Source organism: Streptomyces sp. NPDC005811, assembly GCF_040630405.1.
In the GTDB taxonomy this organism is placed as follows: Bacteria; Actinomycetota; Actinomycetes; order Streptomycetales; family Streptomycetaceae; genus Streptomyces.
Genome location: NZ_JBEXXK010000021.1, coordinates 151,949 through 167,501 on the forward strand (window position 1 = coordinate 151,949; position 15,553 = coordinate 167,501).

Annotated in this window: 15 protein-coding genes; 3 read left to right on the top strand and 12 right to left on the bottom strand. The window is 72.9% G+C overall.

Translation table 11 applies throughout. The features are described from left to right. Window positions 1–90: 90 nt before the first annotated feature. The 4 genes from egtD to egtA all read right to left on the bottom strand — a co-directional run bounded on the left by egtD (window position 91) and on the right by egtA (window position 4,812). Window positions 91–1,071, bottom strand: coding sequence for an L-histidine N(alpha)-methyltransferase (egtD, locus tag ABZ490_RS23575; protein WP_358993045.1), 981 nt, complete (start codon window positions 1,069–1,071; stop codon window positions 91–93). Window positions 1,072–1,397: 326 nt separating this feature from the next. Continuing rightward, window positions 1,398–2,177, bottom strand: coding sequence for an ergothioneine biosynthesis protein EgtC (egtC, locus tag ABZ490_RS23580; protein ID WP_358993047.1), 780 nt, complete (start codon window positions 2,175–2,177; stop codon window positions 1,398–1,400). Continuing rightward, entirely contained in the window at window positions 2,177–3,496 is a 1,320-nt protein-coding gene (gene egtB / locus ABZ490_RS23585) for an ergothioneine biosynthesis protein EgtB (protein WP_358993049.1), read from the bottom strand. The genes egtC and egtB overlap by 1 nt, the downstream gene beginning before the upstream one ends. After that, window positions 3,493–4,812 (bottom strand): ergothioneine biosynthesis glutamate--cysteine ligase EgtA, encoded by a 1,320-nt coding sequence (gene egtA, locus ABZ490_RS23590; protein ID WP_358993051.1) that lies wholly within the window; start codon window positions 4,810–4,812, stop codon window positions 3,493–3,495. The genes egtB and egtA overlap by 4 nt, the downstream gene beginning before the upstream one ends. 297 nt (window positions 4,813–5,109) lie before the next feature. Between egtA and ABZ490_RS23595 the strand changes: the two genes are divergently transcribed. Next, on the top strand, window positions 5,110–5,949 hold the full coding sequence (locus ABZ490_RS23595) for a TIGR02452 family protein (protein ID WP_358993053.1): 840 nt from the start codon (window positions 5,110–5,112) through the stop codon (window positions 5,947–5,949). On the opposite strand, the gene ABZ490_RS23600 is transcribed toward ABZ490_RS23595, so the two are convergent. The 4 genes from ABZ490_RS23600 to ABZ490_RS23615 all read right to left on the bottom strand — a co-directional run bounded on the left by ABZ490_RS23600 (window position 5,934) and on the right by ABZ490_RS23615 (window position 9,843). Beyond that, window positions 5,934–6,380 (bottom strand): type II toxin-antitoxin system PemK/MazF family toxin, encoded by a 447-nt coding sequence (locus ABZ490_RS23600; RefSeq protein ID WP_358993056.1) that lies wholly within the window; start codon window positions 6,378–6,380, stop codon window positions 5,934–5,936. The two genes, ABZ490_RS23595 and ABZ490_RS23600, sit on opposite strands and share 16 nt — an antisense overlap. Window positions 6,381–6,527: 147 nt before the next feature. Further along, window positions 6,528–8,009: an SPFH domain-containing protein gene (locus ABZ490_RS23605; RefSeq protein WP_358993058.1), complete on the bottom strand. Its 1,482-nt coding sequence runs from the start codon at window positions 8,007–8,009 to the stop codon at window positions 6,528–6,530. Window positions 8,010–8,153: 144 nt separating this feature from the next. Beyond that, on the bottom strand, window positions 8,154–8,372 hold the full coding sequence (locus tag ABZ490_RS23610) for a hypothetical protein (RefSeq protein WP_358993060.1): 219 nt from the start codon (window positions 8,370–8,372) through the stop codon (window positions 8,154–8,156). 49 nt (window positions 8,373–8,421) lie between these two features. Then, complete coding sequence (locus ABZ490_RS23615) at window positions 8,422–9,843, bottom strand: amidase (RefSeq protein WP_358993087.1); 1,422 nt, start codon at window positions 9,841–9,843, stop codon at window positions 8,422–8,424. 259 nt (window positions 9,844–10,102) lie between these two features. Between ABZ490_RS23615 and ABZ490_RS23620 the strand changes: the two genes are divergently transcribed. Beyond that, entirely contained in the window at window positions 10,103–11,497 is a 1,395-nt protein-coding gene (locus tag ABZ490_RS23620; RefSeq protein WP_358993062.1) for a glycoside hydrolase family 43 protein, read from the top strand. A gap of 19 nt (window positions 11,498–11,516) precedes the next feature. Here the strand turns inward: ABZ490_RS23620 and ABZ490_RS23625 are convergent, their stop codons facing one another. After that, window positions 11,517–12,107, bottom strand: a complete 591-nt coding sequence (locus ABZ490_RS23625; RefSeq protein ID WP_358993064.1) for a helix-turn-helix domain-containing protein — start codon at window positions 12,105–12,107, stop codon at window positions 11,517–11,519. Between the two features lie 94 nt (window positions 12,108–12,201). After that, window positions 12,202–12,657, bottom strand: coding sequence for a MarR family transcriptional regulator (locus tag ABZ490_RS23630; RefSeq protein ID WP_358993066.1), 456 nt, complete (start codon window positions 12,655–12,657; stop codon window positions 12,202–12,204). A 146-nt stretch (window positions 12,658–12,803) separates the two neighbouring features. On the opposite strand from ABZ490_RS23630, the gene ABZ490_RS23635 reads away from it, so the two are divergent. Next, entirely contained in the window at window positions 12,804–14,264 is a 1,461-nt protein-coding gene (locus ABZ490_RS23635) for an MFS transporter (protein WP_358993068.1), read from the top strand. A 41-nt stretch (window positions 14,265–14,305) separates the two neighbouring features. Here ABZ490_RS23635 and ABZ490_RS23640 read toward each other — a convergent pair whose 3' ends face one another. Beyond that, a complete protein-coding gene (locus ABZ490_RS23640; protein ID WP_358993071.1) occupies window positions 14,306–14,950 on the bottom strand; it encodes a response regulator transcription factor in 645 nt (214 codons plus the stop codon). After that, window positions 14,947–15,553 (bottom strand): ATP-binding protein (locus tag ABZ490_RS23645; RefSeq protein ID WP_358993073.1); only part of this gene is annotated, 607 nt, incomplete at its 5' end. The genes ABZ490_RS23640 and ABZ490_RS23645, both read right to left, overlap by 4 nt.

The window sequence follows — 15,553 nt, forward strand, 5'->3', positions numbered from 1 at the left end:
CCACCTTCACCCTGCGAAAGGAGGGCAAGGTGGCCGAACGGCTCCGATTCCTCGCGGCCTGAACGGGGATGGAGCCTCAGGCGCGTGGCACTAGCCGGCAGTGGCGAGCATCAGCGCGAAGCCGGCCTCGGAGTCGGCCCAGAGCTGCTCCGTGCGCAGCCCCGCCCCGGCCATCTCCTCCCGCAGGCCTTCCGTGGTGAACTTGGCGCTGCGTTCGGTGATCCATTCCTCGCCGCGCTCGAACTGCACCGCCAGGTCGAGTTCGCGGATCTTGACCAGTTGCTCGGCCCGGCTGCGCAGCCGCATCTCGATGTGGCTCTCCGTGGCGTTCCACACGGCGACGTGCTCGAAGGCGTCCGGGTCGAAGTCGGCGTCCAGTTCCCGGTTCAGGACGTACAGCAGATGTTTGTCGAACTCGGCCGTGACGCCCTGGGCGTCGTCGTAGGCGGCGATCATCTCCTGCTCGTCCTTCACCAGGTCGGCGCCGATCAGCAGGAAGTCCTGGGGGCGGAGGATGTCCCGGAGCCCGCGGAGGAAGGGGCCGCGGGCGGGCCGGCGGAAGTTGCCCAGCGTGCTGCCCAGGAAGGCGACGAGCCGGGGGCCGGCCTCGGGCAGCTCCGGCAGGACGAGCGGAGCCGTGAAGTCGGTGCGCAGGGCGTGCAGGTGGATCCCCGGGTAGTCCCGGACGAGTTGTGCGCCGGCCTGGTGGAGCGCGTCCGCGCTGACGTCGACCGGCACGTAGTGCAGGCCCGTCGGCCCCAGTGCCTCGATGATCAGCTTGGTCTTGGTCGAACTTCCGGATCCGAGCTCGACAAGGCTGCGCGCGCCGGTTCGCGTGGCGATGTCCCGGGAGTGCAGCTGCAGCAGCCCCAGTTCGGCTCGCCACAGGGGGTACTCCGGGAGCTGGGTGATCTCCTCGAACAGCTCGCTGCCCCGGGCGTCGTAGAACCACGTGGGCGCGGTGGACTTCGGGGTGCGGCTCAGCCCGTCGCTGATGTCGGCGCGCAGCGCCCTGTCGTAGTGCTCGGCCTCGAGAGTGTCGGTGTAGCCGTAGGCGCGGGTGTTGGTCATGATTTCCTCACTTCAGTCGACGTCCTGCCGGTGGGTACGTGGAGTGACGGCGGGAACCGGAAGTCAGGCCCGGCTGTCTCCCCGGGGCGGATGCCCTGCTCAGCGGAGGGTCTGACCCTGAGGCCGCTGCATCACCCACTGGGGTCGACTGGCATTTCTGAAAGGGACACGGTGCGGGAGTGCAACACGACAAGGGCGAGGACCTCTGGCCGTCGCTGAGGCGACACGACCCGTGCGGGACACGGTCGATGCCACGACCACCCGCAGTTCGGTGATGCGCTCGAACAGCTCGCTGCCGCGGACGTCGTAGAACCACTTGGGCGGACTCACGTGCGGGGCTCCTTGGGTGGTGCGGATACCGGGTCCTTGAGGGGGGTGAGGAGGACCTCGGTGCGGTTCGCGGTGAGGAGGGTGTGGTCGGGGACCTCCCGCCAGAGCGGATCGTCGTCGTACGGTTCGGAGGCCACGACCGTGCTCCGGCCGGGGCCGCCGCGGTACCAGAGGGAGTCGCCCCAGGCGGTGGCGGTGATGCTCGCGCCGTCGGTGAGCAGCAGGTTGAGCCGGGAGCCGGGGGCCGCCGCGGCGACCTCCAGGACGGTGTCGGCCAGGGCCTGCCCGCCGGGGTCGCCGGCCCGCAGCCGGGCCAGGACCAGCGCCCAGACGAACGCGGAGTCGGTCCGGGCCTCCATCGACAGCAGATCCGCCGCGGGCAGGGTGTGCGCGAGGACCGCGAGGGAGTCGGGCCAGCCCGGCACCGCCCCGTTGTGGCTGAACAGCCAGGGCCCGCCCGCGAACGGCGCCGCGGCGGCCTCCGCGTCGGCCCCGGCGAGCGTCGCGTCCCGTACGGCGGCCAGCACCGCGCCGGAGCGCACCACGCGCGCCAGGTCGGCGAAGGACAGGTCGGCCCAGACCGGCCCGGCCCGGCGGTAGCGGGCCGGGACCGGATCGCCCTCGGCGTACCAGCCGACGCCGAAACCGTCGGCGTTGACCGTCCCGTACCGCTGCCGCCTCGGCGCCCACGACTGCCGGTACAGACCGTGCGGGGGGTCCACCAGGATCCGGCCGAGCGGCTCCGGGGGCCCGAGACACGCGAGATGTCGGCACATCAGAGGGCCCCCGAGCGGGCGGTGCGGAAGCCGGAGAAGATCTGCCGCCGGATCGGCAGGTCCCAGTTGCGGAACGTGCCCCGGCAGGCCACCGGGTCCACCGCGAACGAACCGCCGCGCAGCACCTTGTACTCGGGGCCGAAGAACACCTCCGAGTACTCCTTGTAGGGGAAGGCGGTGAATCCGGGGTAGGGGAGGAAGTCGCTCGCCGTCCACTCCCACACGTCGCCGATCAACTGGCGTACGCCGAGCGGGGACTCGCCCCCGGGGTAGCTGCCGGCGGGCGCGGGGCGCAGATGGCGCTGGCCCAGGTTGGCGTGCTCGGGCGCGGGGTCGGCGTCGCCCCAGGGGTAGCGCATCGAGCCGCCGGTCGCCGGGTCGAAGCGGGCCGCCTTCTCCCACTCGGCCTCGGTGGGCAGCCGGCGCCCGGCCCAGCGGGCGTAGGCGTCGGCCTCGTACCAGCACACATGCAGGACCGGCTCGTCGGGCGGGACGACCTCGGTGATCCCGAACCGGCGGCGCAGCCACTGCCCGGCGTCGCGGTGCCAGAACAGCGGGGCGTGGAGGCCGTGCCGGCGGACGTGCGCCCAGCCCTCCTTCGTCCACCAGCGCGGGTCGTCGTAGCCGCCGTCGTCGATGAACGCCTGGTAGGCGGCGTTGGTGACTGGGGTGGTGTCGATGTGGAAGGGGGCCACCTCCCGCTGGTGCGCCGGGCGTTCGTTGTCCAGCGCCCAGGGCTCGGCGGAGGTGCCCATGGTGAACGGGCCGCCGGGAACGAGGACTTCGGCCGGACCGGTGAACAGCGGCGCCGGCTCCGGATCGGGAGCGGTGAGGACCTGCGGGCCCAGCCGCAGCTGATGGGTGATCAGCATGGTCTCGTCGTGCTGCTGTTCGTGCTGGGCGATCATCCCGAAGGCGAACCCCGCCTCGGTGAGCCGGGTGCCGTGGAAGTCGGCAGACTCCAGTACGTCCGTCACCCGCCCGCGCACCTCCGCCGCGTAGGCGCGGGCCTCGGCGGGCGGCAGCAGCGGCAGCGAGGGGCGTTCGGCGCGCGGGTGCTCGAAGGCGTCGTACAGGCCGTCGATCTCGGGGCGCAGCGGCTCCCGGCCGCCCACCGTGCGCAGCAGCCAGAGCTCCTCCTGGTTGCCGATGTGCGCGAGGTCCCACACCAGCGGGGACATCAGCGGTGAGTGCTGGGCGGTGAGGTCCGGGTCCTCGACGCAGGAGGTCAGCAGGGTGGTGCGGTCCCGGGCGGTGATCAGCGTGGTCAGCGCGCGCTCGCGGAGCGTTTCGGCGTCCGGGAGGTGCTCGGTGGTCATGGGCGCGGATCCTTCCCGTACGCGCGGGTGTCCGTGCCGCGCAGGCTGTCCAGCTGGTCGTCGGCGGGGGTGCGGCCCTTGAGCACATAGCGGTCCCGGTACTCCGCGACGGCGTCCACGATCGCGGCGGGGGCGCCGAGCCGCGGCAGGGCGCGCAGGGCCGCGGCGAAGCAGGCCACGGCGGCCGTGTGCAGTCCGGGGTCGGCCAGGCCGTACCGGGCCGCCTCGATCCACAGCGGATTGTGCGGGGCGGGCTGCGGCAGACCCCGCGGGGCCAGGGGCTCCACGGCGCGGCAGGCGTCCTCGGCGGCCTCCGGGTCGTCGAAGAGGGCCGTCGTCACGGCGACCGGCACGATCCAGCCGTCCTCGCCGGGCTGGGCGTCGATCATCCGCAGCTCCAGATGGCCGCGTGGTCTGACCGGCGGGAACAGCGTGGTCAGGTGGTAGTCGAGGTCCGCCCGGGTCGGCTGCCCGGTGCGGGTCCACTCACGGAACGTCATCCGCTCGGGCACGTCCCACGGCCCGCTGTCGCGCCGTACGCACATCACCGGCGCGTCCAGCACATGGCGGGCCCAGGCGTCCCGGGGATCGCCGTCCAGGGCGGGGGCGCCCGCGCGGCCGGCGCCGATCTCCATCCACAGCAGCTGCCGGGTGGAGCGCCAGCCGGTCGGGTCGCCGCGCAGCAGCGGGGAGTTGGCGAAGGCCGCCACCAGGACCGCGCCCAGGGTGTGCGCCAGCCACCAGCGGCGGCCGTGCCCCAGCGGGCCGGACCCCTCGTAGCCGGCGTCCAGGCAGACCTGCACGGAGGCCGAGGTGCACATCATGGCCCGGCCGGCCGGGCCGGTGCGGTCGAGACAGGCCTCCATGGCGTCGTAACGCGGCTCGTGGAGGAACCGGCGGGGGGTCTGCCAGGGATCGGTGCCGAGGCCGGTGAGGACCAGCTCGTGCTCGCGCAGGACCGCGCGGACGGCGTCCAGGTCGGCGGAGAGGGTGCCCACGCACTCGGTGAGGGAGGCGGCGGGCGGAGAGCTGAGCTCCAGCTGGCCGCCGGGCTCGACGGTGAGCGCCGACCGCAGGGGCACGCTCTCCAGTGCGGCGTAGGCCGCCGCGAGTCGTTCGGGTGTCACGGGGAGCTGCGGGGCCCGCAGCTCGTGGACGAGCCATTCGAGTTCCACGCCGACCGTCCTGGGCGGGCCGGTCTTGAAGCAGATGCCCCTGACCAGGGCCTCCACCTCGGCTTCGGAGAGAGACGTGCGAGGCGCCGTACAGTCGGTGTTGTCGGACTTTTCGGTACAACCACTGACCGAATCTGACATGTCTGGATCCTCCTGAGGTACCACCATGCCACCTGTCCGGCGATCGGGCCGCCGGACCGGCAATCACCCGGTCCACCCAAGACCCTCGAACCCCATCGCACAAGAGTGCATATCGGGGCCTATGGCCTGGGGAACCTTCGATTCCGTGCTGGTCGCCCGGTGTTTCCGGGGAGTTCCCGGGGTGTTCCGGACACCGGAAATCTCGTTGCACGGCCGGTCCGCCGTCGCCCACGATGCGTGCATGAGCACAACAACGGGGGAATCACGCACGGTCATGGCGTCCACGGGGGTGGCGCCATGAGCGCGCGCCTGCGGGGCATCGCCCGTGAGACCGAGGGGATCGTCGCGGCCGGGGGCTATCGCTCGCCCGGCGGCCGTGAGGTGGACCTGTCGGCACTGATCGGGGCTGCCCGGGCCGGGACCCGGATGCGGGGACCGGAGCCCGTTCCGGTCCCGCGGTCACCCTCCGTGGTCACGTCCGTCGAGGTCACCGGCGAGAGCAGCACCGAGGCCGCCCGCCGTCTCGCGGACGCGCCGGTGGCCGTCCTGAACTTCGCCTCCGCCCGCAACCCCGGCGGCGGTTATCTGAACGGCGCCCAGGCGCAGGAGGAGGCCCTGTGCCGGGCCTCCGCGCTGTACACCTGTCTGCTCGAGGCCCGGGAGTTCTACGAGCACCACCGCGCCCACCGTGATCCGTTCTACACGGACCGGGTCGTCCATGCGCCGGCCGTGCCCGTGTTCCGGGACGACCGGGGCCGGCTGCTGGACGCGCCCTTCACCGCCGGGTTCCTGACCTCGGCCGCGCCGAACGCGGGCGTCGTGCTGCGGACGGTGCCCGAGCGGGCGGCGGAGCTGCCGGGTGCCCTCACGGCCCGCGCCGAGCGGGTCCTGCAGACGGCCGCCGCGCACGGCTACCGGCGGCTGGTGCTGGGGGCGTGGGGCTGCGGGGTGTTCCGCAACGACCCCGCGCAGGTGGCGGGGGCGTTCCGGGCGCTGCTGGGCCCCGGCGGCACCTTCGAGCGCACGTTCGAGCAGGTGGTGTTCGGGGTGCTGGACCGCACGCCGGGGGCTGTGGTGCGGGCCGCCTTCGAGCGGGTGTTCGAGGGCGAGAGCCGCAGGGCTCAGGTCCAGCCGTAGCGCTCGTGCAGCCGCTGCCGGACGAGATTGAACCGGCCGCGGTCCAGCGCGCAGGCCTCGCGGCGCATGCCGTCCTCGTGCAGCCGCAGGACGCGGTCGACGTCCACCCAGGAGTCCCGTCCGGTGCGGTCCCAGGGACCGCTGCCGATCCCGACCCACTCCCGGTCGTCGTCGTGCCGCTTGCTCGACAGCTGGACCGCGAGGAGCGTGCCGGCCGCCTCACGGGCGACGACGAGCACCGGGCGGTCCTTGCCCCGGCCGTCGTTCTCCTCGAAGGGCACCCACGTCCAGACGATCTCACCGGGGTCCGGGTCGCCGTCGTGCGCGGGGGAGTACTCGGTGCGGACCCGGCCCACCTCGCGCGGGTCGGCCTCGGTGGTGGCGGAGGGGCCGAAGCGCCCCGGGACGTATCCATCGGTGAAAGCGGTCACGGGGGCACCCTAATCGCAGGCTCCGGGACACCCGGAGGGCACCCACCGGGTCACCCCGGGCGCATCTTCCGAAGCACCCTCGACACCCTCTGAACGCACCCGTGGGGGCGACCCGGAGGCCGCCCCCAAAGGCATCTCACCTGCGTGTCACGCTCCCTCGACCGGCACCTTCTGCGACGGCGGTGCCCCGGCCCCGTTCAGGGGCGAAGTCCCGGCCGGGGCCTGCCCGTTCTGGTTCATGGACGCCAGCAGCTGACGCGCGAGCCCGAGCCCGGTGCCGCCCATGGTGAGCGCCTTCGCGAACACCTCGGCCATGCCGTCGGCACCGTTGAGCAGCACCATGTTGTCGACGTTGCCGAACGCGGACGCGCCCGCCTGGACGATCTCCGGCCACTTCTCGGCGAGTTGCTGGGCGACGACGGCCTCCTGGTTCTCGGCGAGGGCCGCGGCCCGTGCCTTGATGGCCTCCGCCTCCGCGAGACCCTGCGCCTTCGTCGCCGCGGCCTCCGCCAGACCGCGGGCCTGCGCGGCGGCCGCCTCGGCCTCACCGGTGGCCCGGGTCGCCGCCGCGGTGGCGGCACCCCGGGTCTTGGTGGCCTCGGCCTCGGCGCCGGCGGCGGTCTTCACCCGGGTCGCCTCGGCGGCGGCCGCGAGTTCCGTCTCCCTCGCCTTGGCCTCGGCCGCCGAGATCCGCGCGTCGCGCTCGGCCTCGGCCAGCGTGCGCTTCTCGTACGCCTGCGCGTCCGCCGGCTTGCGGACATCGGCCTGGAGCTGCTGTTCGCGCCGGTGCGCCTCCAGTTCGGCGACCCGGGTCTCCTGGACGACGACCTCCTGCCGGGCGGCCGCCTCGGCGTGCGGGCCCGCCTGACGGGCCTTGGCCGCCGCCTTGTCCCGCTCGGCCTGGTAGCCGGCCTGGAGGATCTCGCTGTCCCGGGTGGCCTCGGCCATCCGGGCGAACGAGGCCTGCTCGGCCTCCGTGGCGAGCCGGTTCGCCTCCGCCTGGGCGATACGGGCGTCCCGCTGCACGGCCGCCGCGTGCGGCATCGCCAGGTTCTGGATGTACCCGGTCGGGTCCTCGATCTCGTGGATCTGGAGGGAGTCCACGATCAGACCGAGCTTCTCCATCTCCGTGCCGCAGGCGGCACGGGTCTGCCCCGTGAGCTTCTCCCGGTCCCGGATCATGTCCTCGACCGTCAACCCGCCCACGATGGAGCGGAGATGACCGGCGAACACGTTGTGCACCCGCTCCGACATCATCCTCTGCTGGTCGAGGAAGCGCCGGGCGGCGTTGGCGATCGACACGAAGTCGTCGCCCACCTTGAAGATGACCACGCCCCGCACCTTCAGCGGAATGCCCTGGTGCGTCACGCAGTCCACGTGCAGTTCGGTCTCGTTCAGGTCGAGCGACAGCTTGCGCACCACCTGCACGCCGGGCATCACCAGCGTGCCGCGCCCCGTGACGATGCGGAAGCCCATGCCCTCCTCCAGCCCCTCCACACGGTGCTTGGAGCCGGAGATGACGAGTGCCTCGTTGGGTTCCGCGACTCGCCACATCAACTTGAACAGACCGATCACAACGAGAACGGCGGCGACCGCCATCCCCGCAACGACGCCGACAACCATCGGCATACGCCCCCTTTGCATGGTGCCCTTTCGGCACCGAACGAAGGGAGTGTGCGCCTGCCGGGGCCCCGGGTGAAGACGCAGACGAATCCTTGTTGCAATCTTGACGCATACCTGGCCGACACGGCTCTCACCTGCGCCGCAGTCGGCTCAACTGTCGTACGCCTCCGTGACGTAGACGGTCCTCGGCGCCAGGTACTCCACCACCATGACGACCCTGCCGCGCTCGATCCGGCCGGTGCCGTCCGCGGCGTAGGCGAGGAAGTGCTCGGCCCCGCCGCGCACCCGGACGATCACCTCGCCGACCAGTCCCGGCCCGATCGTCCCGGTGACCCGCCCCATCAGCCCGACCATCGGCGCATCGTCCATGGTCACAGCGTACGGGCGGCAGGACCGCGGGTCACCGGGAAGGGCACGGTCAGACGGCCGGGGAGTCCGCCACGAGCGGCTCGGGCCAGTGCTCGTGCCAGCGCAGCTCCGCCTCCAGCTGGGCGGCGAGCGAGAGGAGCAGCGGCTCGCTGTGGGCCGGGCCGAGCAGTTGCGCGCCGACCGGCAGTCCGCCGGGCGCGAAGCCCGCGGGGACGTTGACACCGGGCCAGCCGAGCACGTTCCACGGCCAGGCGTAGGGGCAGGCCGCGATCATCGCGCGGTCGGTGGCGAATCCGCTCAGGTGCAGCATGGCGCCGATGCGCGGCGGGGGAGCGGCCGTGGTCGGCGCGAGGACGACGTCGTACGAGGTGAAGAAGGAGCCGATACGGCGGTGCAGGACCGCCTCCGCGCGCCGGGCCGCCTTCAGCGGGGCGCCGCCGAGCAGCCGGCCGAGCCGTGCGGCGTCCCGGGTGCGGGGGTCGAGGAGCGCGGGAAAGGGGGCGTCGGCCACGAACTCGGCGATGCCCGCGGTCGCCCGGGGCACGAAGGTGAGCCCGATCCGCCCGTACGGCGGGTCCGCCTCCTCGACCTCGTGCCCCAGGTCGGCGAGGCGCCCGGCCAGCTCGACGACCCGCGCCCGCACCTCGGGCGTCAGCCGGGCGGGGACCGCGGTGAACGGGGGCTTCAGCGAGAGCGCGATCCGCAGCCGGCCGGGGTCGCGGCGCACGGCCGCCGAGGCGTCGATCGCGGCGGGCCGGTGCGGATCGAGGTCGTGGTTGCCGCTCGCCGCGTCGAGGAGCAGGGCCGCGTCCTCCACCGTCCGGGCGAGGGTGCCGTTGACGGTGATGCCCTGGAAGGACTCGCCGCGCGGCCAGGTGGAGACCCGGCCCCGCTGCGGCTTCACGCCGACGAGATGGGTCCAGGAGGCGGGGATGCGGACCGAGCCGGCGCCGTCCGAGCCCAGCGCGGCCGGCACCAGGCCCGCCGCCACCGCGGCCGCCGAGCCGCCGGAGGAGCCGCCCGGGGTGTGCCCGGTGCTCCACGGGTTGCGGGTCGCGCCGAAGGCCGGGCCCTCGGTGAAGGGCCACTGCCCCAGTTCGCAGGTGTTGGTCTTGCCGACGACGACGGCCCCGGCGGCGCGCAGCCGCCGTACGGCCTCCCCGTCCCGGGCGACCGGCGGGTGCTCGCCCGCGCAGCCGAACGCGGTCGGCGAACCCGCCACGTCCATGTCGTCCTTGACGGCGACCGGCACCCCCAGCAGCGGCCTGCGCGCTCCGGCCGCCAGCTCCCGGTCGGCGGCCTCGGCCTCGGCGAGCGCGGCCTCGGCACGGACGATCCGGAACGCGTTGAGGGTGCCCTGGGTGGCCTCGATCCGGGCCAGGGTCTGTTCGACCAGCATGCGCGAGGAGACCTCGCCCGCGGCGAGCGCCCGGGCGGTCTCGGCGAGGCCGGCGGCACGGTCGGGCGTCATACGGGGCACCTCCGGGACGACGTCGTCTGACACTACCGAACGGTAACGTCTCGGGGGCGGATGACGGAACGGCGCGCGGGGAGCGGTGATTGGCGGATCGTCACACCGGCGGTTGGCGCGCCGTCACAGCGGCAACACAGGCATCACCTGTTCCTGCGCAAAGCATTGACGTGTCCCTGACTCGCGCTTACCTTCTGACCGACTTTCCGAACCTTGTTCGGTATGTCGGACTACTGAGCCGTAGTGAAGAGAGCCGACCATGACCTCACCCCGCCCCGCCGCGTCCCCGTCCCGCCGAGCCCTGCTGCGCGCGATGGCCGTCCTGCCCGCCTCGGCGTTCGTCCTGGGCGAGCTGCCCGGCCTGCTCGGCAGCGCCCTCGCCGCGGCCCCGGCCGCCGGCTCCGCCACCCGCTACACCATCGTGCCGTTCCTCAACAGCAACGACGGCACGGTCAACGTCTACCAGTCCGACGACGCCACCGACTTCCGGCTGGTGCAGTCCTCCGCGTACACCCCGCCCTCGAACCGCATCCGCGACGCGAGCGTGTTCAAGCACACCGACGGCTACTACTACCTCACCTACACCACCCACACCTGGCAGGACGTCAGCACCACGATCGGCTTCGCCCGCAGCTCCGACCGGGTCGCCTGGACGTTCCTGTACGACTACACGGTCCCGATCACCAACCTCTCCCGCGCCTGGGCGCCGGAGTGGTTCGTGGACAGCGACGGCAGCGTCAACGTCATCGTGTCCTGCTCGCTGACCAGCGACGAGTGGATCTTCACCCCGTATCTGCTGAAGGCCACCAACACGGCTCTGACGGCCTGGAGTTCACCGGTCGCCCTGTCCGGCATCGGCTCCAACCACATCGACACCTACCTCGTGAAGGTCGGCTCGACCTACCACGCCTTCACCAAGAACGAGACGACGAAGTACATCGAGTACGCCACCGCGAGCAGCCTCACCGGGCCCTACACGATCTCCAGAACCGGCGACTGGGCCGGCTGGGGAAGCTACCGCGAGGGCCCCTCGGTGATCCAGCTCGACAACGGCACCTGGCGGATCTTCTTCGACGGCTACGGCGACGGCAACTACTACTACAGCGACAGCACCGACTCCTTCGCCACCTGGAGCGCCCCCAAGGCCCTGCCGTCGATCTCGGGCACCGCACGCCACTTCACCGTCGTCAAGGAGACGGTGTCCGGCGGCCCGAGCATCACCAAGAACGCCACGCGCTCCTTCCAGTCCGCCAACTACACGACGCGGTACTGGCAGACGCAGTCCTCGCTGCTCAACCTCCCGGTGGTGACCAGCTCCAGCACCAGCACCGAGAAGACCGCGTCCACCTTCACGGTCGTCGCGGGCCTCGCCGACTCCAATGGCTACTCGTTCCGCGACTCCTCGGGCAACTACCTGCGGCACTACAACTTCCGCGCCCGCTTCGACGCGAACGACGGCACCACGACGTTCGCCAAGGACGCCACGTTCGTGGCCCGCACCGGCACGGCGAGCGGCTCGGTGCGCTTCGAGTCGTACAACTACCCGGGCTACTACCTGCGCCACTACAACTACCAGCTGAGCGTGGTGGCGTCGGACGGGACGGACCTGTTCCGCCAGGACAGCTCCTTCACCCCGGTGACGGCCTGGGCCTGAGCACCCGCCGGGCCGGCGGTCACCGCGGCTCGCGCAGTCCCGCGACGAGGAGGCCGACCAGACGGCGGGCGTCGTAACGGGCGTCGTGCTCCGCGCCGATGCAGAGATTGCCGGTGCCGCGCATGAGTTCGTAGGCGGTGATGCCGGGGCGGATCTCGCCGGCGGCGGCCGCGGCCTCGATCAGCTCGGTGCACACCGGCATCAGCCGGTCGAGGAAATAGTGGTGCAGGCCCTCGAAACCGGCGTCGTCGGACTGGAGCACGGCTGCGAGCCCGTGCTTGGTGACCAGGAAGTCGGTGAAGAGGTCGATCCACCGGCCGAGCGCCGCGTACGGGGTCGGGCCGGCCGCGAGCAGCGCCGGCCCGGCCTCGGCACAGGCCTCGACCTGGTGCCGGTAGACCGCGATGATCAGATCGGCCCGGGTCGGGAAGTGGCGGTAGATCGTGGCCGTACCGACGCCCGCCCTCGCCGCGATGTCACGGACCGGCGCCTCCACGCCCGACTCCACGAAGATCGCGGCGGCCGCGTCGAGCAGGCTCTCCTTGTTGCGCCGCGCGTCCGCCCGCTGCGTCCGCCCCGCCTGCCCCGCGCCGCCCGTGCCGTCGTCCACCGCGCCCTGCCTCCCCCTCCGGGTCCATGTCCGGGTCCGTGAAGCGAGACGCCGTTCCGTTTGCCCATGATGGCACGGTGGCGGGGGAGGTGCTCTAGGGGCGTGGCCAGGGGCGGCCGCCGATGGCCTCGATGCCGTTGTTGAAGCGGCGCAGATAGCCCGCGAAGGCGGCGATGTCGTCCTGTGACCAGTCGTGCATCACCTGGTCCAGGATGTCGACGATCCCCTCCCGCTCCGCGTCCACCAGCCGCAGCCCCTCGTCGGTGAGCCGGAACTTGCGGGCCATCCCGCCCTCGGGGTCGGGGATGCGCTCGATCAGCCCCGCCCGCATCGCCGCCGCCGTCTGCCGGTTCAGCGTGGAGGCGTCCAGGCCGAAGGCGTCGCTCAGCTCTCCGATCGACATCGGCCCCTGGATCTGGATCCGGCTCAGCAGGATGTACGCGCTGCGCTCCAGGAGGCTGTTCTTGCGGCGGCCGCCCCGCTGGTTCAGGAACGTATGACGGCTGAGCAGCAGCTGCTCGTACTCGACCTCATGGGTGGGCGTCTCCATGGGGTCATCCTGGCATATGGGTGTGCACGGGCCACATCATGTGGTGGATACATACGGCATGTACGATGCACATCTTCCCGTACGTCCGTTCCCGCACGCGCGTCCAGCGCGGCGGGCCTGCCCCCCTTCACCGAGGAGAGTCGCCCATGGGCGCCCCCGTTCCCCAGCCCACGGCCCGCCCCGGAGCCGTGATCGCCACGCTGGCCTTCGCCGGCACCACGGCGGCGATCATGCAGACGCTGGTCACCCCCCTCATCGCCGAGCTGCCCCAGATCCTGGGCACCTCGTCCTCGAACGCGGCCTGGGTGATCACGGTCACGCTGCTGGTGGCGGCGGTGTGCGTCCCGGTCGTCGGCCGTCTCGGCGACCTGGTGGGCAAGCGGCGCATGCTGCTCGCCTGTTCCGTGCCGCTGGTCGTCGGCTCGGTGGTCTGCGCGTTCGCCTCCGACGTCGTGACGATGATCGTCGGGCGTGGCCTCCAGGGCATGGGCATGGGCATGGTGCCGCTCGGCATCGCGCTGCTGCGCGACGTCGTACCGGCCGAGAAGCTCAGCGGTTCCATCGCGCTGGTCAGCGCCTCCATGGGTATCGGCGGCGCCATCGGACTGCCGCTGGCCGCCGCCGTCGCCCAGTACGCCGACTGGCGCGCCCTGTTCTGGGGTTCGGCCGCGCTCGCCGCCGTCGTCGCCGTCCTGATCTACCTGCTGGTCCCCGACGTCCCCGCCGGCGCCAAGGGCCAGCGCTTCGACCTGCCCGGCGCGATCGGCCTCGGTGTCGGCCTGGTCTGTCTGCTGCTCGCCGTCTCGAAGGGCGCCGACTGGGGCTGGGCCTCGGGCACCACGCTCGGGCTGTTCGCCGCCGCCCTCGTGGTGGTGCTCGGCTGGGGATTCTGGGAGATGCGCACCACCGACCCGCTGATCGACCTGCGCACCACCGCCCGCCCCCGGGTGCTCCTCACCAACCTCGCCTCGGTCTTCATCGGCTTCGGCATGTACGCGAGCATGCTGGTGATGCCGCAGCTGCTCCAGTTCCCGGAGGCCACCGGCTACGGCCTCGGCCAGTCGATGCTCGCCGCCGGTCTGTGGATGGCCCCCGGCGGCCTGATGATGATGATCGTCTCGCCGCTCGGCGGGAAGCTCACCAACGCCCGCGGCCCGAAGTTCACCCTGATCTGCGGCGCCCTGGTGCTGGCCGCCGGCTACTTCGCCTCGATGGCCCTGATCGGCTCCGCCTGGGGCGTCATGGTCGTCACCATCATCACCAGCAGCGGCGTCGGCCTCGCCTACGGCGCCATGCCCGCGCTGATCATGAGCTCGGTGCCGCTGACCGAGACCGCCGCCGCGAACGCCTTCAACACCCTGATGCGCTCGCTCGGCACCTCGATCGGTTCCGCCGTCATCGGGGTGATCCTCTCCCAGATGACCACCACCCTGGGCGGCTACACCTTCGCCTCCGAGGACGGCTTCCGCACCGCGCTCCTCGTCGGCGGCTGCCTCGCCCTGGTCTCCGGCGCCATCGCCGCCGTCATCCCGGCCGCCCGCGCCACGGCCGCCGGCCAGGAGAGCACGGACCCGGCCACCGAGCCGGAGCAGCCCGCCAAGGTCTGACCCACCGCGAGGGGCGCCCGGCCACCGGGCGCCCCTCTTCGTCACCCCAGGTCCAGCAGCCCCCGGCGCACCGCCTCCGACACCGCCGCCGCCCGGTTGTCCGCACCCAGCTTGCGGTAGAGGCGCACCAGATGCGTCTTGATGGTGGCCTCGCTCAGGAACAGCGCCCCGGCGATGCCCCGGTTGCTCAGCCCCTCGGCCAGCAGCCGCACCACCTCCACCTCCCGGCCGCTCAACTCCCGCTCGGGCGCGACCACGTGGCCCACCAGCTCGTCCATGACCTCCGGCGCGAGCCCCAACGCCCCGGCGGCCGCGCCGCGCACCGCCCGGAACAGCTCCTCGGGCGGCCCCGCCTTCAGCACGTACCCCCGCGCCCCGGCCTCCAGCGCGCGCACCACGTCCGCCCGGCCGGAGTAGCTCGTCAGCATCACCGCCGGCACCCCCGGCGCCTCGGCCGCGAGCCGGCGCACCGCCTCGATCCCGTCGACGCCGCCCCCGCCGCCGAACCGCAGGTCCATCAGCACCACATCGGGCCGCAGCCGCGCCGCGAGCCCCACGGCCTCCTCCCCGCTGCCCGCCTCCGCCACCACCTCGACGTCCGGCTCCCCCTCCAGCAGCGCCCGCAACCCGGCCCGTACGACGGCATGGTCGTCCGCGAGCAGCACCCGCAACGGCCCGCCGCTCATCGTGCGGCCACCGGCGCCGGGCGGGCCGAGGGGGCCAAGGGAACCGTGGCCCGGACGCAGGTGCCGTGGCCGGGAGTGCTGCCGACGGCGAGGTCGCCGCCGCACTCGCGCAGCCGGGCACGGGCGGCCGGCAGCCCCAGCCCCCGGCCCGCCGGGGAGGGACCGGTGACCCGGCCGGGCTCGAACCCGCCGCCGTCGTCCCGCACTTCGAGTTCCACGCGGTCCGCCCCGGCGCGCAGGGTGACCTGGACGTTCACCGCGTGGGCGTGCTCCCGCACATTGGCCAGCGTGTTCTGCGCGACCCGGAACAGCGTCGCGGCGGCCTGCGCGTCGAGACCCACGGTCGGGCCGAGGGGGCCCGCGGTCGGGCCGACGGGGCCCGCGGTCGGGCCGACGGGGCCCGCGGCCTGTGGTTCCACCGGGCCCGCGGGCTGTGCTCCGACCGGGCCCGCGGCCTGTGGTTCCACCGGGCCCGCGGGCTGTGCTCCGACCGGGCCCGCGGCCTGTGGTTCCACCGGGCCCGCGGGCTGTGCTCCGACGGGGCCCGCGGCCTGTGGTTCCACTGGGCCCGCGGGCTGTGGTCCGACCGGGCCCGCGGGCTGT

What these genes read in the sequence shown, in the direction of transcription:
- ABZ490_RS23635 (WP_358993068.1), top strand. Translation starts at nt 12,804, where the DNA reads ATGGGCGCCCCCGTTCCCCAGCCCACGGCCCGCCCCGGAGCCGTGATC.
- egtB (WP_358993049.1), bottom strand. Translation starts at nt 3,496, where the DNA reads ATGACCACCGAGCACCTCCCGGACGCCGAAACGCTCCGCGAGCGCGCG.
- ABZ490_RS23615 (WP_358993087.1), bottom strand. Translation starts at nt 9,843, where the DNA reads ATGACGCCCGACCGTGCCGCCGGCCTCGCCGAGACCGCCCGGGCGCTC.
- ABZ490_RS23620 (WP_358993062.1), top strand. Translation starts at nt 10,103, where the DNA reads ATGACCTCACCCCGCCCCGCCGCGTCCCCGTCCCGCCGAGCCCTGCTG.
- ABZ490_RS23640 (WP_358993071.1), bottom strand. Translation starts at nt 14,950, where the DNA reads ATGAGCGGCGGGCCGTTGCGGGTGCTGCTCGCGGACGACCATGCCGTC.
- ABZ490_RS23610 (WP_358993060.1), bottom strand. Translation starts at nt 8,372, where the DNA reads ATGGACGATGCGCCGATGGTCGGGCTGATGGGGCGGGTCACCGGGACG.
- ABZ490_RS23605 (WP_358993058.1), bottom strand. Translation starts at nt 8,009, where the DNA reads ATGCCGATGGTTGTCGGCGTCGTTGCGGGGATGGCGGTCGCCGCCGTT.
- egtC (WP_358993047.1), bottom strand. Translation starts at nt 2,177, where the DNA reads ATGTGCCGACATCTCGCGTGTCTCGGGCCCCCGGAGCCGCTCGGCCGG.
- ABZ490_RS23630 (WP_358993066.1), bottom strand. Translation starts at nt 12,657, where the DNA reads ATGGAGACGCCCACCCATGAGGTCGAGTACGAGCAGCTGCTGCTCAGC.
- egtD (WP_358993045.1), bottom strand. Translation starts at nt 1,071, where the DNA reads ATGACCAACACCCGCGCCTACGGCTACACCGACACTCTCGAGGCCGAG.
- egtA (WP_358993051.1), bottom strand. Translation starts at nt 4,812, where the DNA reads ATGTCAGATTCGGTCAGTGGTTGTACCGAAAAGTCCGACAACACCGAC.
- ABZ490_RS23595 (WP_358993053.1), top strand. Translation starts at nt 5,110, where the DNA reads ATGAGCGCGCGCCTGCGGGGCATCGCCCGTGAGACCGAGGGGATCGTC.